The sequence below is a fragment of the Bradyrhizobium sp. TM239 genome, from assembly GCF_036247985.1.
GTDB lineage: Bacteria > Pseudomonadota > Alphaproteobacteria > Rhizobiales > Xanthobacteraceae > Bradyrhizobium > Bradyrhizobium ottawaense.
This window is the reverse complement of sequence record NZ_BTIR01000005.1, coordinates 298587-319754: the sequence shown is the minus strand read 5'-3', so window position 1 is coordinate 319754 and position 21168 is coordinate 298587. Positions and strand designations below refer to the sequence as shown.

Annotated in this window: 20 protein-coding genes; 17 read left to right on the top strand and 3 right to left on the bottom strand. The window is 67.6% G+C overall.

Translation table 11 applies throughout. The features are described from left to right. Genes AABA84_RS10260 through AABA84_RS10180 form a run of 17 tightly spaced genes read left to right on the top strand, consistent with a single transcriptional unit; the run spans position 1 to position 18658 of the window. Positions 1-1083, top strand: a complete 1083-nt coding sequence (locus tag AABA84_RS10260) for a branched-chain amino acid ABC transporter permease (RefSeq protein WP_212253338.1) — start codon at positions 1-3, stop codon at positions 1081-1083. Beyond that, entirely contained in the window at positions 1076-1858 is a 783-nt protein-coding gene (locus AABA84_RS10255; protein ID WP_212253340.1) for an ABC transporter ATP-binding protein, read from the top strand. The genes AABA84_RS10260 and AABA84_RS10255 overlap by 8 nt, the downstream gene beginning before the upstream one ends. Next, a complete protein-coding gene (locus AABA84_RS10250) occupies positions 1851-4061 on the top strand; it encodes an ABC transporter permease (RefSeq protein ID WP_338311995.1) in 2211 nt (736 codons plus the stop codon). The genes AABA84_RS10255 and AABA84_RS10250 overlap by 8 nt, the downstream gene beginning before the upstream one ends. Positions 4062-4064: 3 nt before the next feature. Beyond that, positions 4065-4898, top strand: coding sequence for a phosphoenolpyruvate hydrolase family protein (locus tag AABA84_RS10245; protein WP_104463699.1), 834 nt, complete (start codon positions 4065-4067; stop codon positions 4896-4898). Positions 4899-4924: 26 nt separating this feature from the next. After that, positions 4925-7840, top strand: coding sequence for a flotillin family protein (locus AABA84_RS10240; protein ID WP_338311994.1), 2916 nt, complete (start codon positions 4925-4927; stop codon positions 7838-7840). Between the two features lie 9 nt (positions 7841-7849). Continuing rightward, positions 7850-8287, top strand: coding sequence for an SRPBCC family protein (locus tag AABA84_RS10235; protein WP_018318067.1), 438 nt, complete (start codon positions 7850-7852; stop codon positions 8285-8287). A 2-nt stretch (positions 8288-8289) separates the two neighbouring features. After that, a complete protein-coding gene (locus AABA84_RS10230) occupies positions 8290-8733 on the top strand; it encodes an SRPBCC family protein (protein WP_092253134.1) in 444 nt (147 codons plus the stop codon). A gap of 2 nt (positions 8734-8735) precedes the next feature. Then, positions 8736-9554 (top strand): FAD binding domain-containing protein, encoded by an 819-nt coding sequence (locus AABA84_RS10225; RefSeq protein ID WP_338308562.1) that lies wholly within the window; start codon positions 8736-8738, stop codon positions 9552-9554. 5 nt (positions 9555-9559) lie between these two features. Continuing rightward, entirely contained in the window at positions 9560-10036 is a 477-nt protein-coding gene (locus tag AABA84_RS10220) for a (2Fe-2S)-binding protein (protein ID WP_028143768.1), read from the top strand. Between the two features lie 8 nt (positions 10037-10044). After that, complete coding sequence (locus AABA84_RS10215; protein WP_338311993.1) at positions 10045-11637, top strand: xanthine dehydrogenase family protein molybdopterin-binding subunit; 1593 nt, start codon at positions 10045-10047, stop codon at positions 11635-11637. A 1-nt stretch (position 11638) separates the two neighbouring features. After that, entirely contained in the window at positions 11639-12661 is a 1023-nt protein-coding gene (locus tag AABA84_RS10210; RefSeq protein ID WP_246551065.1) for a xanthine dehydrogenase family protein molybdopterin-binding subunit, read from the top strand. A gap of 10 nt (positions 12662-12671) precedes the next feature. Continuing rightward, positions 12672-13553 (top strand): AAA family ATPase, encoded by an 882-nt coding sequence (locus AABA84_RS10205; protein WP_338308560.1) that lies wholly within the window; start codon positions 12672-12674, stop codon positions 13551-13553. Further along, entirely contained in the window at positions 13550-14671 is a 1122-nt protein-coding gene (locus AABA84_RS10200) for a vWA domain-containing protein (RefSeq protein WP_338311992.1), read from the top strand. The genes AABA84_RS10205 and AABA84_RS10200 overlap by 4 nt, the downstream gene beginning before the upstream one ends. Next, positions 14668-15552, top strand: coding sequence for an amidohydrolase family protein (locus AABA84_RS10195; protein WP_338311991.1), 885 nt, complete (start codon positions 14668-14670; stop codon positions 15550-15552). Before AABA84_RS10200 ends, AABA84_RS10195 begins: the two co-directional genes overlap by 4 nt. Before the next feature lie 31 nt (positions 15553-15583). Beyond that, positions 15584-16432, top strand: coding sequence for an N-acyl homoserine lactonase family protein (locus tag AABA84_RS10190; RefSeq protein ID WP_018318076.1), 849 nt, complete (start codon positions 15584-15586; stop codon positions 16430-16432). Between the two features lie 21 nt (positions 16433-16453). Continuing rightward, positions 16454-18028: an isochorismatase family protein gene (locus AABA84_RS10185; protein WP_338311990.1), complete on the top strand. Its 1575-nt coding sequence runs from the start codon at positions 16454-16456 to the stop codon at positions 18026-18028. Between the two features lie 3 nt (positions 18029-18031). Continuing rightward, positions 18032-18658, top strand: coding sequence for an FMN-dependent NADH-azoreductase (locus tag AABA84_RS10180; protein ID WP_338311989.1), 627 nt, complete (start codon positions 18032-18034; stop codon positions 18656-18658). Positions 18659-18680: 22 nt separating this feature from the next. Here the strand turns inward: AABA84_RS10180 and ubiV are convergent, their stop codons facing one another. From ubiV to ubiT, 3 genes are read right to left on the bottom strand one after another with little or no spacing between them, the layout of a single operon-like run. Next, complete coding sequence (gene ubiV / locus AABA84_RS10175; RefSeq protein WP_338311988.1) at positions 18681-19613, bottom strand: ubiquinone anaerobic biosynthesis protein UbiV; 933 nt, start codon at positions 19611-19613, stop codon at positions 18681-18683. 27 nt (positions 19614-19640) lie between these two features. Then, positions 19641-20618 (bottom strand): ubiquinone anaerobic biosynthesis protein UbiU, encoded by a 978-nt coding sequence (gene ubiU, locus AABA84_RS10170; RefSeq protein WP_212253487.1) that lies wholly within the window; start codon positions 20616-20618, stop codon positions 19641-19643. Then, the gene (ubiT, locus tag AABA84_RS10165) at positions 20618-21163 is read right to left on the bottom strand and encodes a ubiquinone anaerobic biosynthesis accessory factor UbiT (protein ID WP_338311987.1); all 546 of its coding nucleotides are present in this window, start codon (positions 21161-21163) and stop codon (positions 20618-20620) included. Before ubiT ends, ubiU begins: the two co-directional genes overlap by 1 nt. Positions 21164-21168 lie beyond the last annotated feature (5 nt).

Here is a 21168-nt window from a genome sequence, read left to right as displayed (position 1 = left end):
ATGTCGCTCGCCCACGATGCCCGCGTTGCCGTTCGTCCCGCCGATGTTGCGCAGCGGCCCACGCGGACATGGCCGGAGATCAACAATCCCGCCGCCTGGATCGTCGCGGCCATCCTCCTGATCATGCCGCTGATCGCGAGCGGCTTCTTCCTGATCGAGATCTTCGCGACCACGCTGATCCTCGGCATCATGGCGCTCAGCCTGATGTTCCTTGCCGGCTATGGCGGCATGGTCAGCCTGATGCAGCTCACCATCGCGGGTTTCTCCGCCTACATGGTCGCCGTGTTCGGCGTCAGCGGCAACGCCAATATCAGCCTGGGCTGGCCGTGGTGGCTCGCGGTGCCGATGGCGCTGGCGCTGGCGACCGCCTTCGGCACGCTCGGCGGTGCGCTCGCGGTGCGCACCGAAGGCATCTACACCATCATGATCACGCTCGCGATTGGAGCTGCCTTCTACTATTTCACCAACCAGAACTGGGCGATCTTCAACGGCCATACCGGCATCAACACCGTGGCGACGCCGCACTTCTGGGGCGTGAACTGGCGCGCCGACATTCCCTTCTATTATATCGTGCTCGCGGTTGCCGCGCTGTGCTATTTCGCCGTCGAATATCTCTCGCGCGCTCCGTTCGGGCTCGCGCTTCAGGGCGTGCGCGACAATCCGCGCCGGATGGCGGCGCTCGGCTTCAACGTCAATGCGCACCGCGTCGCCGCCTATGCCTTCGCCTCCTTCGTGGCGGCGCTCGCCGGCGTCCTCCAGGTCTGGAACTACCGCCAGATCTCGCCGGGCTCGGTCAGCGTCGGGGCCTGCATCGACGTGCTGATCATCGCCGTCGTCGGCGGCATCACGCGTCCGATCGGTCCGTTCATCGGCGCGCTGATCTTCGTGCTGCTGCGCACCTTCGCGCTCGACTTCCTGGTCAGGCTCGGCCTCGACGGCAACCGCTTCCGCCTGCTGATCGGGCTCGGATTCCTCGCTATCGTGTTCTGGTCCTCGGACGGCGTCATCGGGCTGTGGCAGCGCTGGCGTCAGAGCCGGCGTCCGGCTGCAAATCGACCGGGCGGAGGGCGCGGCCATGGATAGCGTCGCTCAACGCCTCTCGGCCGTCGGCGCCGGCGCCGCGCTGGAGCTGCGCGGCGTGACGCGGTTGTTCGGCGCGCTCGCGGCGCTGACCGACGTCACCATCACCGTGCGCCCCGGCGAACGCCGCGCCGTGCTCGGCTCCAACGGCGCCGGCAAGACCACGTTGTTCAACTGCATCACCGGCGACTTCGCGCCCTCCTCCGGCACGATCCGCTTCTTCGGCGAGGACGTCACGCATTTCCCGCCCTATGAACGCATCCGCCGCGGGCTGCGCCGGACCTACCAGATCTCGGCGCTGTTCCCCGGCCTCACCGTGCAGGACAATGTCTATCTCGCCTGCCGCGGCGTTTCGCGCGGGCGGTTCTCGTTGCTGCGCCCGGGGCAGAACGATGCCCTGATGCATGCGGCCGACAATCTGGTCCAGGCCGTGCATCTTTCCGCCGTGAGGTACCAGCGCGTGGCCGAGCTCGCGCACGGCCAGCAGCGCCAGCTCGAGATCGCGCTCGCGCTCGCCGGCGCCCCGCGCTTCGTCCTGTTCGACGAGCCGGCCGCGGGACTGTCGCCGACCGAGCGGGCCGAGCTGATCGAGATCCTGACCTCGCTGCCGGCGCATATCGGCTACATCATCATCGAGCACGACATGGACGTCGCCTTGCGCGTCGTCGAGAGCGTCACGATGATGCACAACGGCCGCATCTTCAAGGAGGGCCTGCCGGAGGAGATCCAGTCCGACCCCGAGGTGCAGGAGCTTTATCTCGGAGGCGGCCATGAATGAGGCCCGCCGCTCCGCCGCCGCGCTCGAGGTCCGCGGGCTCGACGTCTATTACGGGCACTCGCACGCCCTGCAAGGCGTCGACCTCACGCTGGAGAGCGGCGTGTTCTCCGTCGTCGGCCGCAACGGCATGGGCAAGACCACGCTGTGCAAGGCGATCATGGGGCTGGTCGGCGTCAGCGGCGGATCGATCCGTGTCCGCGGCGCGGACATCACGAGGCGGCCGCCCGCCCAGATCGCCCGGCTCGGCGTCGGCTACGTGCCGCAGGGACGCCGCCTGTGGCGCTCGCTCAGCGTCGACGAGCATCTGCGGCTGGCCGGCGGCATGCGCTCCGGCGCCTGGACGGTGGAGCGCATCTACGACACCTTCCCGCGCCTTGCCGAGCGAAGGGATCACGGCGGCGGCCAGCTCTCCGGCGGCGAGCAGCAGATGCTGGCGATCTCGCGCGCGCTGCTCACCAATCCGCATCTGTTGATCATGGACGAGCCGACCGAAGGCCTCGCGCCCGTCATCGTCGCGCAGGTCGAGGAGATGCTACTGCGGCTCGGCGAGGACGAGGACATGTCCGTGCTCGTGATCGAGCAGAATATCGGCGTCGCCACCGCGGTCTCGCGCAACGTCGCCATCATGGTCAACGGCCGCATCAACCGCATCATCGATTCGGCGCGGCTCGCCGCCGACCGCGAGCTCCAGCAGCGCCTGCTCGGCGTCGGGCTTCACGCCGAGCTCGAGCCGGATCTCGACATCCCCGCATCCGGCCCGGACGCCAAACCGGCGCCGGCGCCGCGCCGCGACGGGCCGATCCGCATCTACGTCTCCAATCCGACACTGCCGACGCGGTGGTCGCAACCGGTGCCGATCGCCCGCATCGAGGCCGCAGCGCGCACGCTCTCGACGCAAGTCGCGCGGCTCGACGAGACGGCGCGGCGCAAGCGCGAGCCGATGGCGGCGCAGACCGCCGGCCCGCCCGTCGTCCTGGTCGTCGGCACGCTCGACACCAAGGGCCTCGAGCTGCGCTTCATCCGCGACATCATCGCCGAAACCGGCCTGCGCACGCGGCTGGTCGACGTCTCGACCAGCGGCAGGCATTCCAGCTGCGATGTCTCCGCGCAGGAGATTGCCCTCAACCACGGCCGCGGCGGCTCCGCCGTGTTCGGCCCCGACCGCGGCGCGGCCGTAACCGCGATGGCCGATGCGTTCGCCAGCTGGCTGCGGCGCCAGGGCAATGTCGCCGGCGTGATCTCGGCCGGCGGCTCGGGCGCGGCGTCGCTGGTTGCCCCCGGCATGCGCGCGCTCCCCGTCGGGGTGCCGAAGCTGATCATCTCCTCCGTCGCCTCCGGCGATGTCGGGCCCTATGTCGGCCCCGCCGATATCACCATGATGCACTCGGTCACCGACGTGCAGGGGCTGAACTCGATCTCGCGCGCGGTGCTGGCCAACGGCGCCCATGCGCTCGCCGGCATGGTCAAGGCGCGGCTGGACGCGCGCGCCACGACGACGCGGGAGGCCGGCGGCCTGCCTGCGGTCGGCATCACCATGTTCGGCGTGACGACGCCGGCGGTGCAGAAGATCGCCGCCGAGCTGCGCGAGGATTTCGAGTGCCTGGTCTTCCATGCCACCGGCGTCGGCGGCCGCTCCATGGAGAAACTCGTCGAGTCCGGCCAACTCGCCGGCGTCATCGACCTCACCACGACAGAGGTCTGCGATCTCCTGATGGGCGGCGTGTTTCCTGCGACTGAGGACCGCCTCGGTGCGATCATCCGCACGCGCGTTCCCTATGTCGGCTCGGTCGGCGCCCTCGACATGGTCAATTTCGGCGCGCCCGACACCATTCCCGAGCGCTACCGCGGGCGCAAATTCCACGTCCACAACCCGCAGGTGACGTTGATGCGGACGACCGTGGAAGAGAACGAGCGCATCGGCCGCTGGATCGGCGAGCGACTCAACCAGATGGACGGCCCGGTGCGCTTCTTCCTGCCCGAGGGCGGCGTCTCCGCGCTCGACGCGCGGGGCCAGCCGTTCTGGGATCCGGACGCCGATGCCGCGCTGTTCCGCACGCTGGAGCGCATCGTGCGGCAGACCGGCAACCGCCAGCTCATTCGCATCCCCAGAAACATCAATGATCCCGACTTCGCCGCCGCCATCGTCGGTGCATTCCGAACCCTGTTCGGCCGCACCGGCGCGCGGCGGAGACTAACGAGGTGAGCGATGCCAAGGTTTGAACGCGCAGCACTCCTGAGGCGGTTCCGCGAGATGGCGAAGCGCGGCGAGCCGATCGTCGGCGGCGGCGCCGGCACCGGGCTGTCAGCCAAATGCGAGGAGGCCGGCGGCGTCGATCTCATCGTGATCTACAATTCCGGACGCTACCGCATGGCCGGACGCGGCTCGCTCGCCGGCCTGATGGCTTACGGCGATGCCAACGCCATCGTGCTGGAGATGGCCGGCGAGGTGCTGCCCGTGGTCACGAGGACGCCGGTGCTCGCGGGCGTCAACGGCACCGATCCGTTCCGCGACATGGACGCGTTTCTCGACCAGCTGAAGGCGCTCGGCTTCGCAGGCGTGCAGAACTTTCCGACCGTCGGCCTGATCGACGGCACCTTCCGCGCCAATCTCGAAGAGACCGGGATGTCCTACGCGCTCGAGATCGACATGATCGCCAAGGCGCACGACAAGGACATGCTGACGACGCCCTATGTGTTCAGCGAGAAGGAAGCCGCCGCGATGGCGATCGCCGGCGCCGACATCGTCGTCTGCCACATGGGCTTGACGACCGGCGGCTCGATCGGCGCGCAGACCGCGTTGAGGCTGAAGGACTGTCCGGCGCAGATCGACACCTGGGCCTCCGCCGCGCTCAGCGTCAACCCCGACATCCTGGTGCTGGCGCATGGCGGCCCGATCGCGGATCCCGCCGACGCCGATTTCATCATGAAGAACACCCGCCATTGCCACGGCTTCTACGGCGCGTCCTCGATGGAGCGGCTGCCCGTGGAGCGGGCGCTGACGGAGCAGGTGCGTCAATTCAAGGCGATCGGCGCGCGCTAACGCCTGAAGGTTGGAGGGAGGAAAAGATGTCGGGGATGCTGGTCGGTGAATTGATCCTCTGGCTGATCGTCGCGATCGTCGTGATCGTGGTCGGCGTCTATATCGTGAACTGGCTCTACCATCGCTCCTCCAAGGAGACCTCGTTCGTCCGGACCGGTTTCCTCGGCGAACGCGTGGTGATCAATGGCGGCGCCTTCGTGCTGCCGTTCATCCACGATTACACGCCCGTCAACATGAACGTGCTGCCGATGGGCATCGTGCGCTCCAGGCAGGACGCGGTGATCACCCGCGACCGCATGCGCGTCGACATCGAGGCCGATTTCTACGTCCGCGTCCAGGCGACCCGCGAAGCGGTCTCGATCGCGGCCGCCACGCTCGGCCGCCGCACCATGGAGCCGGGACAACTGCATGCCCTCCTCGCCGGCAAGTTCATCTCGGCGATCCGTTCAATCGCCTCCGAAATGACCCTCGAGCAGATGCACGAGCAGCGCGGCGAGTATGTCGCCCGCGTCAAGGCCAACGCGGCGGAGGCCCTCGCCCAGAACGGCCTCGAGCTGGAATCGGTCGCCATCACCGATCTCGACCAGACCGACCTCGAATTCTTCAACCCCTCGAACCGGTTCGACGCCGAAGGCCTGACCCAGCTGATGCAGGACATCGAGGCCAAGCGGAAGCTGCGCAACGACATCGAGCAGGACTCGATGATCAAGATTCGCGCCCGCAACCTGGAGGCCGAGCGGCAGGCGCTGGAGATCGAGCGCGAGAGCGAAACCGCACGCCTGGAGCAGGAACGCGACATCGAGATGCGCCGCGCGCTCCAGCGCACGGAAGTCGCCCGCGAGCGCGCATTGCGCGAAACCGAGGCCGAGCAGGCGCAGATCTCCGCGGGCGAGACCATCGAGCGCGCCCGCATCGCCAACGACCAGGCGATCGCGGAGGCCCGCATCGCCTCCGAGCGCGAAACCCGCCAGAAGGAGATCGAGCGGACCCGCACCATCGAGGAAAAGGAGCTGCTGGCGCGCGAGGAGATCGAGAAGACGAGGATCGCCAACCAGCGCTCGATCGACACCACGCGGATCGCATCCGAGCGCGAGGTCCGCCAGCGCGAGATCGAGCGGATGCGGACCGTCGAGGAAGCCGAGATCGCGGCGCGCGAAGCGATCGAGAAGGCGCGGATCCAGCAGGACCGCGTCATCACCGACGCCCGCATCGCCAACGAAGAGGAGACGCGGCGCCGCGAGATCGAGCGCACCCGTGCCGTGGACGAGGCCGAGATCGCGGCGCGCGAGGCGACCGAAAAGGCGCGCATCGCCCAGACGCTGATCGTCAATGTCGAGCGTATCTCCTCCGACGAGCGCACCCGCGCGCTGGAGATCCAGCAGGTGCGCACCATCCAGGAGGCCGAGATCGAGGCGCAGCGCGCCGTGGAGGCCGCCCGCATCGCCCGCGAGCGGACGCTTGCCGCCGAGCGCATCGCCGCCGAGCAGAACACGCGGCAGCTGGAGATCGAGCGTAACCAGGCATTGGACGTCGCCGGCATCGCCGCGCGCGAGACCACGGAGGCCAGCCGGATCGCCCAGGAGGAGCGCGTGCGCTCGCTGGAGATCGCCCGCAACCGCGCCGTCGAGGAGGCCGACATCGCCTCGCGCGAGGCGATCGAGGCGGCCCGCATCGCCCAGGAGAAGGCGGTCGCGGCCGAGCGCATCCAGGCCGAGCGCGACACCCGTTCGCTCGAGATCGAGCGCACCGGCGTGCTGGAGGCGGCCGAGTTGAAGCGGCGCGACGCCATCGAGCGCCAGCGCATCACGGTCGATCTGGCGCTCGAGGCCGAGCGCATCAATTCCTCCAAGAAGCGCGAGGTGCTCAACATCGAGCAGAAGAAGGCGATCGAGATCGCCGACGAGGACCGCGTCATCGCACTGTCGACCAAGAAGTCCGAGCGGATCGATGCCGACCGCCAGGTCCGGCAGGCCGAGATCGTCGCGCGCAAGGAGGTCGAGACCACGGACGTGTCGCGCGAGCAGGCGCTGGAAGCCGCCCGCATCGAGCGCCGCCGCTCGATCGAGCAGCTCGAGGTCGCCCGCGTGCAGTCGCTGCAGGAGGCCGAGATCGCCTCTCGCGAGGAGGTCGAGCGTGCGCGCATCGCATCCGACCGCGGCCTCGACGAGGCCCGCGTCGGTCGCGAACGCGAGCTGCGCAAGCTCGAAGTCAACCGCGAAAAGGAAGTCGAGACCGTCCTGATGGAGAAGGCCATCGCGATCCATCTGAAGTCTCTGGAAGAGTCCGCCGCCAAGGCGTCGGCCGAGGAAGCGCGGATGCGCGCCACCGAAGCCACCGAGCGCGTCATCACCGCGCGCGAGAGCGAGATCGCCAAGCGGCGCAAGACGGTGGAAATCCTGATCGCCGAGAAGCAGGCCGAGGAGACCCGGATCGCGGCCGAGGCCGAGCGCGTGCGCGCGGCCGTCGAGGCGGAAGCCCAGCGGATGCTGAACGAGGCCGAGAACGTGCTGACCGACCAGGCGCGCTACTCGCTGTTCCGCCGCAAGCTGCTCGACCGGATCGAGGGCATCGTCCGCGAGAGCGTCAAGCCGATGGAGAAGATCGAGGGCATACGCATCCTCCAGGTCGACGGCCTCAACGGTAACGGCCATGGCGGCAATGGCGGCCGCAGCGCCACCGACGAAGTCATCGACTCTGCCCTGCGCTATCGCGTCCAGGCGCCGCTGATCGACTCGCTCCTGGCCGATATCGGCGTCGAAGGCGGCAGCCTCGCCAAGATGCCGGGCCTGATCCGCGAGGCCCGCGACATGCAGGGGATCAAGGAGTCCGCACGCAAAAGCGGCGGAGGCGGAGGTGGCGGCGACAAGCCGGCGGCCGCGCCAGCCCCCTCGGCCGAAGGTGGCGAACCGCCGGCCGATCGCGGGCCGCGGAAGAAGAGCTGAGGTCGCGCCATGGCTCGCGTCTACGTCTCCACCGTCGTCAATGCCCGCAACGACCGCGTCTGGGCGCGGGTGCGCGATTTCAATGGCTTGCCGAACTGGCATCCGGCCATCGCCGAAAGCCGCATCGAGGGCGGCGAGCCCGCCGACAAGATCGGTTGTGTGCGAGATTTTCGCCTGCGCAACGGCGACCGCATCCGCGAGAAGCTGCTCGGCCTCTCCGACTACGACATGTTCTGCACCTATTCGATCCTGGAATCGCCGATGGGTGTCGAGAACTATGTCGCCACCCTGCGGCTCACCCCCGTCACCGACGGCGACCAGACCTTCATGGAATGGACCGCCGAATTCGACTGCGCGCCGGAGCGGGAGACCGAGCTCGTCAGCAATATCGGCGGCGGCGTGTTCCAGGGCGGATTTGACGCGCTCAAGCGCGTGTTCGGAGGCTGACCGTGCCGCATGTCGTCAAGAGCACGATCCTGGACGCACCGACCGATGCGGTGTGGACCGTGCTGCGCGATTTCAACGGGCACGATCGCTGGCATCCGGTTGTCGCGACCTCCTCGATCGAGCGCGCGCAATCCTCCGACAAGATCGGCTGCATCAGGCGGTTCAAGCTCAACGACGGCTCCGAGCTGCGCGAGCAATTGCTGGCGCTGTCGGACCTGGAGCAGTCCTTCAGCTATTGCCTGCTCGATACGCCGGTGCCGATGTTCAACTACGTCGCCCATGTCCGGCTGCTGCCGGTCACCGACGGCGACCGCACCTTCTGGCACTGGGAGTCCCGCTTCACCACCAAGCCGGAGGATCGCGACCGCATCACCCACATGGTCGCAGAAGACATTTACCAGGCCGGATTCGAGGCGATCCGCCGGCATCTGAGGGAGGCCGCATAATCATGGCCGTGACAGTGAAGACGTTTGCAAGCGCCAGCGAGGCGGCAGGGGCGCTGTCCTCGGACCGCACCGCGCGCTATCTCGGCGGCGGCACGCTGGTGATGCGGGCCTTGAACGAGGGCGATGTCGCGATCTCGACCGTGGTCCGCGCTCAGGACCAGGCGCTGACCCGGATCGACGCCTCGGGGCCGCGCATCACGCTCGGCGCCGGCGTCACCTTCGCGCGCATCCTTGCGGAACGGGACCTCGCCTTCCTGCACGCGCCCGCCCGCTCGATCGGCGGTCCCGCCGTGCGCAACATGGGCACGGTCGGCGGCAATCTCTTCGCGCCCAGCCCCTATGGCGATTTCACCGTGGCACTGCTCGCGCTCGATGCGACCGTCGCCGTCGCGGGCGGCTTTGGCTCCCGCGACATCGCGATCGAAGAGTTCCTGCAGGCGCGCGAACGTCAGGCCGGAACATTGGTGCTGTCGGTGTCCTGCACCCGGCCGGCGAGCAGCGACGCGTTCCGCTATCGCAAGATCGCCCGCATCAAGCCGAAGGGCGGCTCGGTCATCACGCTTGCCGCACATCTGCCGATCAGTGGTGGCCGGATCGCGGGCGCCCGGATCGCGCTGGGATCGATGGCGCCGACCCAGATCCGCGCCCGTGCCGCCGAGCGCGCGCTGGAGGGCCGATCGCTGGACGCCGCAACCGTCGCGGCGGCCGCATCCGCGGCGACTGAGGGAACATCGCCATCCGACAACGCGCTCGGCAGCGCCTGGTATCGCCGCGAGATCGTCGGCGTTCATCTGCGGCGCCTGCTGTCAGGCCAGGAATAGAGCCCATGTCCAAGATACCCCTGCAATTTCGTCACAACGGCCGCGACGTCGCCATCTTCGTCGACGGCGGCACCAATCTGCTGGTGGCGCTGCGCGAGCTGATCGGCGACATGACGCCGAAATTCGGCTGCGGCCAGGGCGGCTGCGGCACCTGCAGCGTGCTGATCGACGGCGAGCTTCATCTCTCCTGCCTGACGCTGGCGGAGACGGTGGCCGGCCGTTCCATCGAGACGCTCGACGGCATGAAGCAGGGCCCGAACCTGCACCCGCTGCAGCGCGCCTTCGCCGACCATTTCGCGGCCCAGTGCGGCTATTGCACGCCGGGCATGCTGATGGCCGCCAAGGCACTGCTCGACCGCAATCCCTCGCCGAGCCGCGACGAGGTCATTGAAGCCATCTCCGGCAACATCTGCCGCTGCACCGGCTACGAGCCGATCATCAATGCCATCCTGGCCGCCGCGAGCGGCCGGGTCAGCGCCTGAGGTCAACCATGCTGGAACTTCGCAAGGACATCTTCGCCGACGAGCGCGACGATAATCTCAAGGAAATCGGCAAGGGCACCCAGCGCCAGGACATGCTCGGCCACGTCACGGGCACGTCGAGCTACTTCAACGATCACAAGCTGCAAGGTATGCTGCACCTGAAGGTCGTACGCTCGACCCAGGCCCATGCAAGGATCCGCCGCATCGATACCACGGACGCAGAGCGCTCAGCCGGCGTGCGCCGGATCATCCGTGGCACCGACGTGCCGGTCAATCTCAACACGCTGCTCAGCCTGATCAACTTCGGCAAGGACGACGAGCCGTCGCTGGCGGTCGACAAGGTCCGCTACAAGGGCGAACCGATCCTTGCCATCGTCGCCGACAGCGAGCGCGAAGCGTTCGAGGCCATCGCGAAGGTCAAGGTCGATTACGAGCCGCTCCCGGCCGTGTTCGATGTCGAGGACGCGCTGAAGCCCGGGGCGCCCGTGGTCAACGAGACCTACCCGAAGAACGCCTTCATCTATCACGACGTCTACGATCACCAGCGCCTGCGCTTCGGCGATGCCGACGCCGCGCTCGCCAGCGCCGACCACGTGCTGGAGCAACGCTACCAGATGTCGCCGATCGAGCACGCGCCGACCGAGACCAACGGCGCCATCGCCGCGCCCGACACCAATGGCCGCTACGTCGTCTACACCTCGACCCAGGCGCTGTTCTTCTCCGTCGACACCTGCGCCAAGATCTTGGACGTGCCCTCCAACCGGTTCCATTTCATCGGCGGCACCGTCGGCGGCGGCTTCGGCGGCAAGGTGGACACGTTGACCGAGCCGCTCGCGATCCTCGGCGCCATGCTGACCGGGCGGCCCGTGCGCTACGTGTTCGGGCGCGAGGAGGAGATGCAGTACGGTCCGCCGCGCGGCGCCGAGCGCATCTACATCAAGGACGGCGTGATGCGCGACGGCCGCGTCGTCGCGCGCAAGATCCGCGCCTATTTCGACAGCGGCGCCTATACGCGTCTGTCGAGCTACGCCGCGGTGAAATGTGCCGCCCACCTGCCCGGCCCCTACACCATCCCGAACGTCTATGGCGACGTCTACTGCGTCTTCACCAATCGCACGCCCGCGACCGCCATGCGCGGCTTCGGCGTTACCGCGATGGACTTTGCGATCGAATGCCAGATGGACAAGCTCGCAAACCTCGTCGGCATGGACCCGATGGAGTTTCGCATTCTCAACGCCTATCGCGACGGCGACATGAAGGCGCACCGGCGCGAGGCCAAGAACACCGCGCTGATCGAATGCGTTCAGGTCGCGGCCGAAAAGGCCAAATGGCCGATCCGCGACGAGTTCAAGCGCGCTTCCTCGCGCAAGGACGGCGGCGGCAGCCGCGCGGTGATCCCGCCGACGCCAACGGAGTCCCGCGCACGTCCGGCTGCGCCTGCACAGCAGCGCACGACCTATGACCGCGCACCCGTAACCGCGACACGGGAACCGCCGCGCGATCCACCCCCGCCGGCACCGCCGCCTCCCCCACCGCGCCCGGCCGCGCCATCGCATGGCGCGACGCGGTTCTCGTCGGTGTTCGGCACCAGGAGACGCTGACATGACCAGGCATCGCGGACGCGGCATGGCGTCGATCAATTATCCCATCGGCATGAACCTTGGCGGCGACCCGAGCCAGGCCCTGGTTCACTCCAATCCCAGCGGCAAGTTCACAGTGGCGCTGTCGTCGATCGACCTCGGCCAGGGCATGAAGTCGGTAACGCGGCAGATCTGCGCCGAGACGCTGGGCGTGCCGGTCGAGGACGTCTATGTCGACACGGCGGATTCCGACACCGGCCCGCACTGCATGGGCTCGTTCGCCTCGCGCGGCACCCACCGGGTCGGCAATGCCGTGATGGCGGCGGCCCGCGAAGCCCGCGGCGTGATGATGGAGGCGGCGGCCGAGGAGCTCGAGGTCAATGCCGCCGATCTCGACACCGACGGCCGCGGCAATATCCACGTCAAGGGCGCGCCGCACCGTTCGATCTCGACCAAGGATGTCGCGATTGCCGCGCAGTTCAAGCAGGGCAAGACCATCTCGGGCCGCGGCATCTTTCTGGTTCCCCTCTCCAACGTCGACCCCGAGACCGGCGAGATGTCGCCGGCGACCTGTTACGCCCATGCCTGCCTCGTCGCCGAGGTCGAGGTCGACGACGAGACCGGCGATGTCGCGATGGTCCGGATGGATTCCGCCTACGAGCTCGGTCGCGCGCTGAACCCGCGTCTGGTCGAGCAGCAGCTGGTCGGCGGCGCCTGGATGGGCGTCAGCCACGCGCTCTATGAGACCCCGGAGCCCTATTATCCCGATCCCGTTCACGGGCCCCGCGACTTCGTCGAATATCTGATGCCCGGCCCCGGCGACATCTGCCCGCACGATATCGCCGTGCTGGAACGCCCCGCTCCCGATGGTCCGTTCGGTGCCAAGGGCCCCGGCGAGATGTGTGCCAACCCGGTGCTGCCGGCCGTCGCCAATGCGATCTTCAATGCCGTCGGCGTGCGCATCGACGACCTGCCGATCACGCCTGAAAAGGTGCTGCGCGCGATCAAGGCCCAGGGCGGCGCGCGGCCGCAGGCGCGGCGCTAGAGGATCGGCCGTGGCGGTTCGCAGCAACATCGTCGGCATCGACAGCCCGGAGGCGCTGGAGAAGGCGCTTCGGGCAGCCTATTACCTTGCCGACGAGGGCCTTGCGACCGCGGCCTATCTCGGCCTCGCGCTCGGCAAGCCGCTGCTGCTCGAGGGCGCGCCGGGCGTCGGCAAGACGGAAGCGGCAAAAGCGATCGCTGCCGTGCTCGGCCGGCGCCTGATCCGCCTGCAATGCTATGAGGGCATCGACGCCTCTGCCGCGCTCTATGAGTGGAACTACCCGCGCCAGATGCTGGCGATCCGCCAGGCCGGCGACGAGAGCATCGACATCTATGGCGAGACGTTTCTGATCGAGCGGCCGATGCTGGCCACGCTCCGCGCGCCCGATTCCACCGTGCTGCTGATCGACGAGATCGACCGCGCCGATCAGGAGTTCGAGGCCTTCCTGCTCGAATTCCTCTCCGACTTCCAGATCTCGATTCCCGAGCGCGGCACGGTGCGCGCGGCGGAACGCCCCGTGGTCGTGCTGACGTCGAACCGGACGCGCGATTTGCACGAGGCCTTGCGCCGCCGCTGCGTCTATCACTGGATCGACTATCCGAGCGCCGAGCGCGAGGCGCGGATCATCATGATGCGCGCATCGAGCGTTGCCGAGGCCACCGCCCGCGCCGTCGTCGCGGCCGTGGAGAAGCTGCGGCGCGAACCCCTCAGCAAGGCGCCGGGCATTGCCGAGGCCGTCGACTGGGCCGAGGCCGCGACGCTGCTGCACAAGGGCGGCGCGCGCTGGCCCGATGCGTTCAAGCGCTCGATCGGCGTGGCGCTGAAGGACGAAGAGGATCTGCACTTCATCTCGCCGAGGCTCGATGCCTTGCTCGCGGAGGCGACCGCATGACCACCGAGCCGCAACTCCCCCGCGCCGCACGCATCTTCGTCGCCTTCGTCCCGCTGCTGCGCGCGAACGGCTTTGCCGTCGCACCGGAGCAGACCACGACGTTCCTGGCCGCGATCGAGCTGCTGGGTCCGCGTAGCATCGAGCACGTCAGACAGGCCGCCCTGGCGACGCTGGCTCCGCCACCCGAACGCCGCGCGACCTTCGACCGGCTGTTCGATCTCCATTTCCGCGGCAGCGAGGCGATCGCGCGAGACGACGAGGGCGAGGACGACGAGACAGTCCGCCTCCAGGAGGAGGGCCGCGGCGACGAGGAGCCCCTGCTCTCCGACGAGGCCAATGAGTCCGGCCTCACCGCGACCCGAAGCGAGGCGCTGGTCGAGCGTCGCTTTGGGGCGACCTCGAGCACGGACGCATTGCGCCGCCTGACGCGGGAGGCGCCGCGACGCCTGCCGCGACGGCGCGGCCATCGCCGCATGCGCGCCCGCCGTGGGCCGTTTGCCGATCTCCGCCGCACTTTACGCGACTCTGTCCGCAGCGACGGCGAGATCCTGCGGCTCGGTCACATGAAGCGGCGCCAGCGCCCGCGCAAGATGCTGCTGCTGATCGACGTCTCCGGCTCGATGAAGAGCCGCACCGAAGAGAATATGAAGCTCGCGCATGCGCTGGTGCAGGCGGCGCCCAATGTTGAGGTGTTCACCTTCGGCACGCGGCTGACCCGCATCACCCGACCGTTGCGGCTGAAGCGCCGCGAGCAGGCCATGAACGCCGCCGCGCATCTGGTCAGCGACTGGGACGGCGGCACCCGCATCGGCGATGCGCTGCAAGCGTTCCTCGCTGTCCCCCGCTTCGGCGGCTATGCGCGCGGCGCGGCGGTGGTGATCGTCTCCGACGGACTCGAGCGCGGCGAGACCGACGCACTTCGCGACGCCGTCGCGAAATTGTCGCGGCGCGCCTGGCGCCTGAGCTGGCTGACGCCGCTGGCGACCAGCCCCGGCTTCCGCCCGCAGACCGAAGCGCTCGTCGCGATCGAGCGCTTCGTCGATGACCTCGTGGATGGCGGCTCGAGCGCGTCGATCGTCGCGCATATTCTGGCGCTGGGACGAAGGAGAGCGGCGTGACCGACATTGTCGATGGTCATCATCATATCTGGCGGCAGGCCGACCTGCCCTGGCTGATCGGCCCCATGCAGCCGCGCATCTTCGGACCTTACGAGCCGATCCGTCGCGACTATCCGATCGAGGAATATCTCGACGACCTCAGGGCCACCGGCGTCACCCGCTCGGTCTACGTGCAGACCAACTGGGCCAACGACCGCTTCGAGGACGAGGCCGCCTGGGTGCAGCAGACCGCCGACGCGCACGGCTGGCCGCACGCGATCGTCGCCTATGCCGATTTTGCCGTGGACGACGTTCGCCCGCAGCTCGACCGCCTGAAGCGCTATCCTCTTGTGCGCGGCGTGCGCATGCAGCTGCACTGGCACGAGAACCCGCTGTACCGCTTTGCGGCCCGGCCGGATCTCTGCGCCGACCCGATGATCCGCCGCAACGTCGCGCGTCTCGCCGGCTATGGCTGGAGCTTCGATTTGCAGGTGTTCACCCCGCAGATGCCGGACGCCGCAGCACTTGCCGAAGCCTGCCCCGACGTGACCTTCATCCTCCAGCATGCCGGTATGCTGGAGGATCTCTCGCCTGGCGGCCGCGCCGCCTGGCGCAGCGGCATGGCCCGGCTCTCGGCCTGCCCGAACGTGGTCTCAAAGCTCTCCGGGCTCGGCACCTTCATCCATCGCAACGATCCCGCGCACATCGCCGCCGTGCTCACCGATACCGTCGCGATCTTCGGCGCCGAGCGTTGCCTGTTCGGCTCCAACTTCCCGATCGAGAAATTGTGGACCAGCTATCGCGAGCTCGTCGGCGCCTTTCGCACGGCCGCGGCGCCGTTCAGTGCTGAGCAGCAGGACGCCATCTTCAGGACGACGGCGAGGCGCGTCTACCGGCTTTGACAGACAAGAAACAGATGAGGGAGGGCAACGAATGGCGCTGGAGATCAAGATCCTGGACTATGGCGATATCGAGCTGGAATCGAGCTTTCTGGTGCTCGGCCGCGACTGCGGCCGCACCCGCCGCGTCCTCACCCTCGGCTTCCTGATCCTCGGGGGGAAATACCCGGTCGTGGTCGACACCGGCTACCGCTCCAACCAGATCATGGAGACGCTGGGCATGCGGGGCTTGCAGTACCACGAGAACATGATCGAGAACCAGCTCGCGCGCCACGGCGTGCGCATGGGCGACGTCCGCTTCGTCTGCCACACCCATCTGCACATCGACCATGCCGGCAAGGACGATCTGTTCCCGATGAACACGACCGTCGTGCTCAATCGCAAGGAGCTCGAATATTCCGTCTCCGGCCTGATGCATCCGCAATATCCGGCGCCCGACATCAAGCACCTGATCGACCGGCTGCACACCAAGAGCGCGCTGCGCTTCCTCGACCTCGAGATCACCGGCCCGATCGAGCTGATGCCCGGCGTCTACTGCGACGCCGCCAATGCGCATACCGAGGGTTCGATGAACGTCATCGTCGAGACCGCCGATGGAATCGCCACTATCTGCGGCGATGTGATCTACGATTTCAACGACCAGATCGTGACGCCCTTCAACGAGATCCACGATTGGGAGCCGCGCACGACGGGCAACCACGGCACCAGCAAGCGGGCGGAGAAGGCCTCGATCAAGAAGCTGTTGAGCAATTCGCGCTATCTGCTGCCGGTGCACGACCGCCCCGCCAAGATCGAAGGCGGCAACGTCGTCGGCCGCCTGCACGATCAGGTCCCCGGACCGATCGTGCAGTCCTTGCCCGCACGCAACTGGTTCCCGGCTTGAGATGATCTTGGGGATCGACCGATGACGCACGTCACCTTGCGAAGCGAATTCGAAACTTTGATCGACCCTTATGCGCCGGTCGCGCAGGTCGGCACCGGCTTTGACTTCACGGAGGGGCCGATCTGGCATCCGGTCGATCACTATCTGCTGTTCTCGGACATGCCGGGTGACGTACGCCGGCGCTGGGACGCGCGGCGCGGTGTCGCCGAGGTCAAGCGTCCCTCGAACAAGTGCAACGGCATGACCTATGATGCCGAGCTCAATCTGATCGTCTGCGAGCACGCGACATCGCAGCTAGTCCGCGAACGGCCGGACGGGCGGCGCGAGGTGCTGGCTTCGCACTTCCAGGGCCAGGAGCTGAACAGCCCGAACGACGTCTGCGTGCACTCCTCCGGCGCAATCTATTTCTCCGACCCCTGGTACGGCCGCATGCCGGTCTATGGCGTCGAGCGGCCGCGCCAGCTCGGCTTCCAGGGCGTCTATCGCCTCGTGCCCGGCGGCGAGCCGAAGCTCGTGGTCGAGCGCAATCTGTTCGACCAGCCGAACGGCCTGTGCTTCTCGCCGGACGAGAAGCTGCTCTATGTCAACGACACCGTGCAGGCGCTGATCCGCGTCTTCGACGTCAACGCCGACGGCTCGCTGTCGAATGCGCGGGTGTTCGCAAGCGGCATCCGCTCCGAGCTCGAGGCCGGCCTGCCCGACGGCATGAAGTGCGATCAGCACGACAATATCTGGGTCACCGCGCCCGGCGGCGTCTGGGTCTATTCGCCGCGCGGCGAGCTGCTCGGCAAGGTCCGCGTGCCCGAGATGGTCGCCAACCTCGCCTGGGGCGGCCCGGATTTCCGCACGCTGTATCTGACCGCGACGCACTCGGTCTATGCGATCCCGACCAAGGTCGGTCCGCGGCACGAGCCCTATATGAGTGGCCGGCGAAGCGGCGGCGGCCAGGCGGCAAGCGCATCGCCGGCGGCGCCTATCCTCGCTGACGGCGACATGCGGCTTGATCCGCAGCGCTGCGCCATGATCATCCAGGACCTGCAGAACGACGTCATCATGGACGGCGGCGCGTTCGCCGAGTCGGGCGCTCCCGGGCATGCGAAGCAGCAGCACGTCGTCGAGAATGTCCGGCGCCTTGCTGAGACCGCGCGGGCGCGGGGCGTTGCGATCATCCACGTCTGGTTCGTCGTCGAGCCCGGCGCACCCGGTGTCACGCTGAACGCACCGCTGTTCGAAGGCCTGGTCGACAGCAAGGCGATGGTGCGCGGAAGCTGGGGCGCAGCGCCGGTCTCGGGCCTCGAGCCCCGGCCCGGCGATTTCGTCGTCGAGAAGATGCGGATGAGCGCGTGGGAGGGCACGCGGCTGGAAACCATCCTGAAGGCGACCGGGCGCGACATGATCATCAACACCGGCGCCTGGACCAACATGTCGGTCGAGCACACCGCCCGCACCGGGGCAGATAAGGGTTACTTCATGATCGTCCCCGAAGATTGCTGCTCGACCATGAACGCCGACTGGCACAATGCCTCGATCAATTTTGCCATGCAGAACGTCGCGATCGTCACGAGGGCAGATGCCGTCATCCGGGCGTTGGGATGAGCGGTGGCAAAGCTCCTGCACCTGTCCTGCTCGCCCCGCGCCGACTCCTTCTCGAGCGCCGGCGCGCGCGTCTTTCTTGACGGATTTCGCCAGGCCCGGCCGGACTGGGATCTCGATGTCGTGGACCTCTGGCGGGAGCGGATGCCGGAATTCTCAGGTCCCATCGTCGAGGCCAAATATGCACGGATGAACGGGCAAGCCTTCAACGACCCGCAACGCGACAGCTTTGCCGAGGCCGAGCGAATGGCGCTGCGGTTTTCGCTGGCCGATCGGGTGGTGATCTCGACGCCGATGGGGAACTTCGGCATTCCCTACAAGCTCAAGCAGTGGTTCGACATCATCGTGCAGCCCGGACTGACGTTCCGGTTCGACCCGTCACAGGGCTATCTCCCACTGCTCAAGGACCGGCCGACGCTGGTGATTCTCGCCAGTGGCAGCGACTTTGCCACCGGCATGAACCGCGGCCGCATCGACATGGCAACGCCTTACCTGCGCGACATCCTGCGCTTCATCGGCATCGACAATGTCCGTTTCGTGCCGATCGGGCCAACCACGGGACCGCAACAGCCGATCGAGGCCGCGCAGGACAGGGCCCATCGACGGCTGGCCGCAATGGCCGCGACTTTCTGAGCACCCGGCAACGCCGGAACGGTTAGAGAGCCCCGATTTGCGCCGAGGCTTGCGCATCCCCTGATCGGGCCTGACGATAGACGTGCCCCGGCTCCGCCCACAGGAAGCCATTCGAGAACGGCACGCCGGGATAGGCCGCGGCAAGCCGGCGATTGCCGCCCTCGACATCGTCGCGACCGTCCAACACGTCGCGAAAAGCCTTGGCGACGACGACCATGTCGCAATCCTGCGGCGACAGGCGCAGTGATCCGACATTGCTCTCGCGCAAGAGGCCGGCCTCGCCCAGCAAATTTGCGCAGGTGTGCGACAACGTCTGCACGCCGTTGATGGTCAGGAAGTCCTGCTGCTCCAGCGTGTTGAGGAGAAGACCATCCGGGTCCTTCTCGCAGACGAAGCGGCAATTGTCCTTGGTGAGCTTGTGAAGGCGCGCATGATAGCACCGCGCGGAGATGGCCAGCGGCACGCGGCCGAACGCGAACACTTCGATCGTGGCATCGGGAACAGCCTTCGCGATCGTGGCCACCGAGGCCAGCGGCAATTCCGGCGGCAGGCAGATGCGCCTCGCCCCGTGCGCGGCGTGAAAGGCCGCGCTCGCCTCGTTGTAGATGTTGACGAACGGGCCGATGGCGTGCGGCCGGCCCGCAAGCGCCCTGAGACAGGTCAGATCGTTGACCTCGACCATGGCGCCCTCGACCGCCGCGAGCTCCTCGGTCTGGCGGCGCTCGCGCCGCAGCGAGACCAGGATCAGCGAGCCCAGCAGCACCTGCTTGCCGGCGTTCTGCAGTCGTTCGACCACGGCCGGGATGTGGTCTGCGAAGAACGGCGAGCGCTTCGAGCAGACGATCTCGCCGACGGACACGATGTCGACCGGCGCTTCGTCGGCGATCCGGAAATAGAAGTCGCGCCAGCGTTCCGGCGCCCAATTGTACAGAACTGGACCGAGGCTGAGTTGCATCTTTCGGATCTCACATCGTCGAACGGATTAGCGCCAGGTCTTGCGATAGGCGCCGAGCGTGGAGGCCTGACCTTCGGTGAACGGCTTCAGGCTCGCAATGTCCGCCTCACTGCCGCTCTCGAGCGCAGCGAGCGCATGACGGAAGTGGCGCACCACGCCTTCGACATAGGCACGGCCGCGCTGGCGGCCCTCGATCTTGAGCGCGGTCACGCCGGCATCGCGCAAGCCTTTGAGCAGCGTCGTGGCATCCAGGCTGACGGGGTCCTCGAAAATATAGCCGGCACCCTGCGCGGTCGAGAAGCGCCCCTTGCACAGCGTCGGATAGCCCGCAGGCTCGCTGACCCCGAACCGGTTGATGGCGAAGCCGCCGAGACTGGACTTGGTCCCATCCGCAGTCTGTTCGTAGGTCACATGGCTCGGCGGTGAGCAGACGCCCTGCATGTTCGGCGACTTGCCGGTCGCATAGGACGACAGCGAGCAGCGCCCTTCGGCCATGACGCAGAGGCCGCCGAACACGAAGACCTCGGTCTCGCAGGCCGACTCCCTGGTGATCTCGGCGATTTCAGGCACGCTGAGGACACGCGGCAGCACGACGCGCCGCGCGCCGAAAGTTTCGGCGTAGAAGGCGATGGCATCGGGATTGGCGGCCGCAGCCTGGACCGAGACGTGCAGACGCTGGTTCGGATGGCGCCTCGCCGCATAGTCCATCAATCCGATGTCGGCGAGGATCAGCGCATCGGCCCCCGCGCTCGCCGCATCGTCCACCGCGCGATGCCAGATGTCGACGGCGGAGGCGCGCGGGAAGGTGTTGATGGCCACCAGGATCTTCGCGCCGCGCCCATGCGCCAGCGCGATCCCCTTGCGCAGCTCGTCGCGGCTGAAATTCAGCCCCGGAAAGTTGCGCGCGTTGGTCTCGTCGTTGAAGCCGCAATAGATCGCATCGGCGCCGGCATCGATGGCGCTCTTCAACGCCGCCGGCGTGCCGGCAGGACAGATCAGCTCCATCATCTCGATTGCTCGCCATGGCCTGAGGAGCCGATCACACGGCCACGGGCGGCCTCGAAGGCGCGTCTCGCCGGCGCACCCAGCGGGCCAAACAGCGAGGACAGCTCTTCGGCCAGATCGAGCTGGGCGTCGTCGATCGCATTGCGCAGCGCCAGCACCGCCTCGACATCGCCCTCGACCACGAGCTCGCGCGAGAACATCAGGGCATCGCCATCGACCCTGCCTTCAAGCAGCGCCAGCAAGTTGGCGAGCGAGGCCGAGATCCGCGCATCCAGGCCTCGCGGCAAGTCGCGCACGACGGACAGGCGCGGCGGCCTGGCCTCGACCACGAAGGCGAACGGCAGATCGATCGGCTTGATACCGAACCGCGCGCGCGCGTGAGGGCCGAGCCGGTCGAATATTGCAGGGTTGCGCCGGTGGATCCGCTGCAGGACGCCGCCGAGAACGAGCTGCAGCGGCAGCAGGGGCAGGGGACGCATGGCCAATGCGACGAGCGGCGGAATCGTCGGCAACGGGCCGGGCGATGCGGCGGACGGATCATTCATGGCCC

Excerpts from the sequence above, each read along its gene's own strand:
- AABA84_RS10260 (WP_212253338.1), top strand. The coding sequence starts at position 1 with ATGTCGCTCGCCCACGATGCCCGCGTTGCCGTTCGTCCCGCCGATGTT.
- AABA84_RS10255 (WP_212253340.1), top strand. The coding sequence starts at position 1,076 with ATGGATAGCGTCGCTCAACGCCTCTCGGCCGTCGGCGCCGGCGCCGCG.
- AABA84_RS10250 (WP_338311995.1), top strand. The coding sequence starts at position 1,851 with ATGAATGAGGCCCGCCGCTCCGCCGCCGCGCTCGAGGTCCGCGGGCTC.
- AABA84_RS10245 (WP_104463699.1), top strand. The coding sequence starts at position 4,065 with ATGCCAAGGTTTGAACGCGCAGCACTCCTGAGGCGGTTCCGCGAGATG.
- AABA84_RS10240 (WP_338311994.1), top strand. The coding sequence starts at position 4,925 with ATGTCGGGGATGCTGGTCGGTGAATTGATCCTCTGGCTGATCGTCGCG.
- AABA84_RS10235 (WP_018318067.1), top strand. The coding sequence starts at position 7,850 with ATGGCTCGCGTCTACGTCTCCACCGTCGTCAATGCCCGCAACGACCGC.
- AABA84_RS10225 (WP_338308562.1), top strand. The coding sequence starts at position 8,736 with ATGGCCGTGACAGTGAAGACGTTTGCAAGCGCCAGCGAGGCGGCAGGG.
- AABA84_RS10220 (WP_028143768.1), top strand. The coding sequence starts at position 9,560 with ATGTCCAAGATACCCCTGCAATTTCGTCACAACGGCCGCGACGTCGCC.
- AABA84_RS10215 (WP_338311993.1), top strand. The coding sequence starts at position 10,045 with ATGCTGGAACTTCGCAAGGACATCTTCGCCGACGAGCGCGACGATAAT.
- AABA84_RS10210 (WP_246551065.1), top strand. The coding sequence starts at position 11,639 with ATGACCAGGCATCGCGGACGCGGCATGGCGTCGATCAATTATCCCATC.
- AABA84_RS10200 (WP_338311992.1), top strand. The coding sequence starts at position 13,550 with ATGACCACCGAGCCGCAACTCCCCCGCGCCGCACGCATCTTCGTCGCC.
- AABA84_RS10190 (WP_018318076.1), top strand. The coding sequence starts at position 15,584 with ATGGCGCTGGAGATCAAGATCCTGGACTATGGCGATATCGAGCTGGAA.
- AABA84_RS10185 (WP_338311990.1), top strand. The coding sequence starts at position 16,454 with ATGACGCACGTCACCTTGCGAAGCGAATTCGAAACTTTGATCGACCCT.
- ubiV (WP_338311988.1), bottom strand. The coding sequence starts at position 19,613 with ATGCAACTCAGCCTCGGTCCAGTTCTGTACAATTGGGCGCCGGAACGC.
- ubiU (WP_212253487.1), bottom strand. The coding sequence starts at position 20,618 with ATGGAGCTGATCTGTCCTGCCGGCACGCCGGCGGCGTTGAAGAGCGCC.
- ubiT (WP_338311987.1), bottom strand. The coding sequence starts at position 21,163 with ATGAATGATCCGTCCGCCGCATCGCCCGGCCCGTTGCCGACGATTCCG.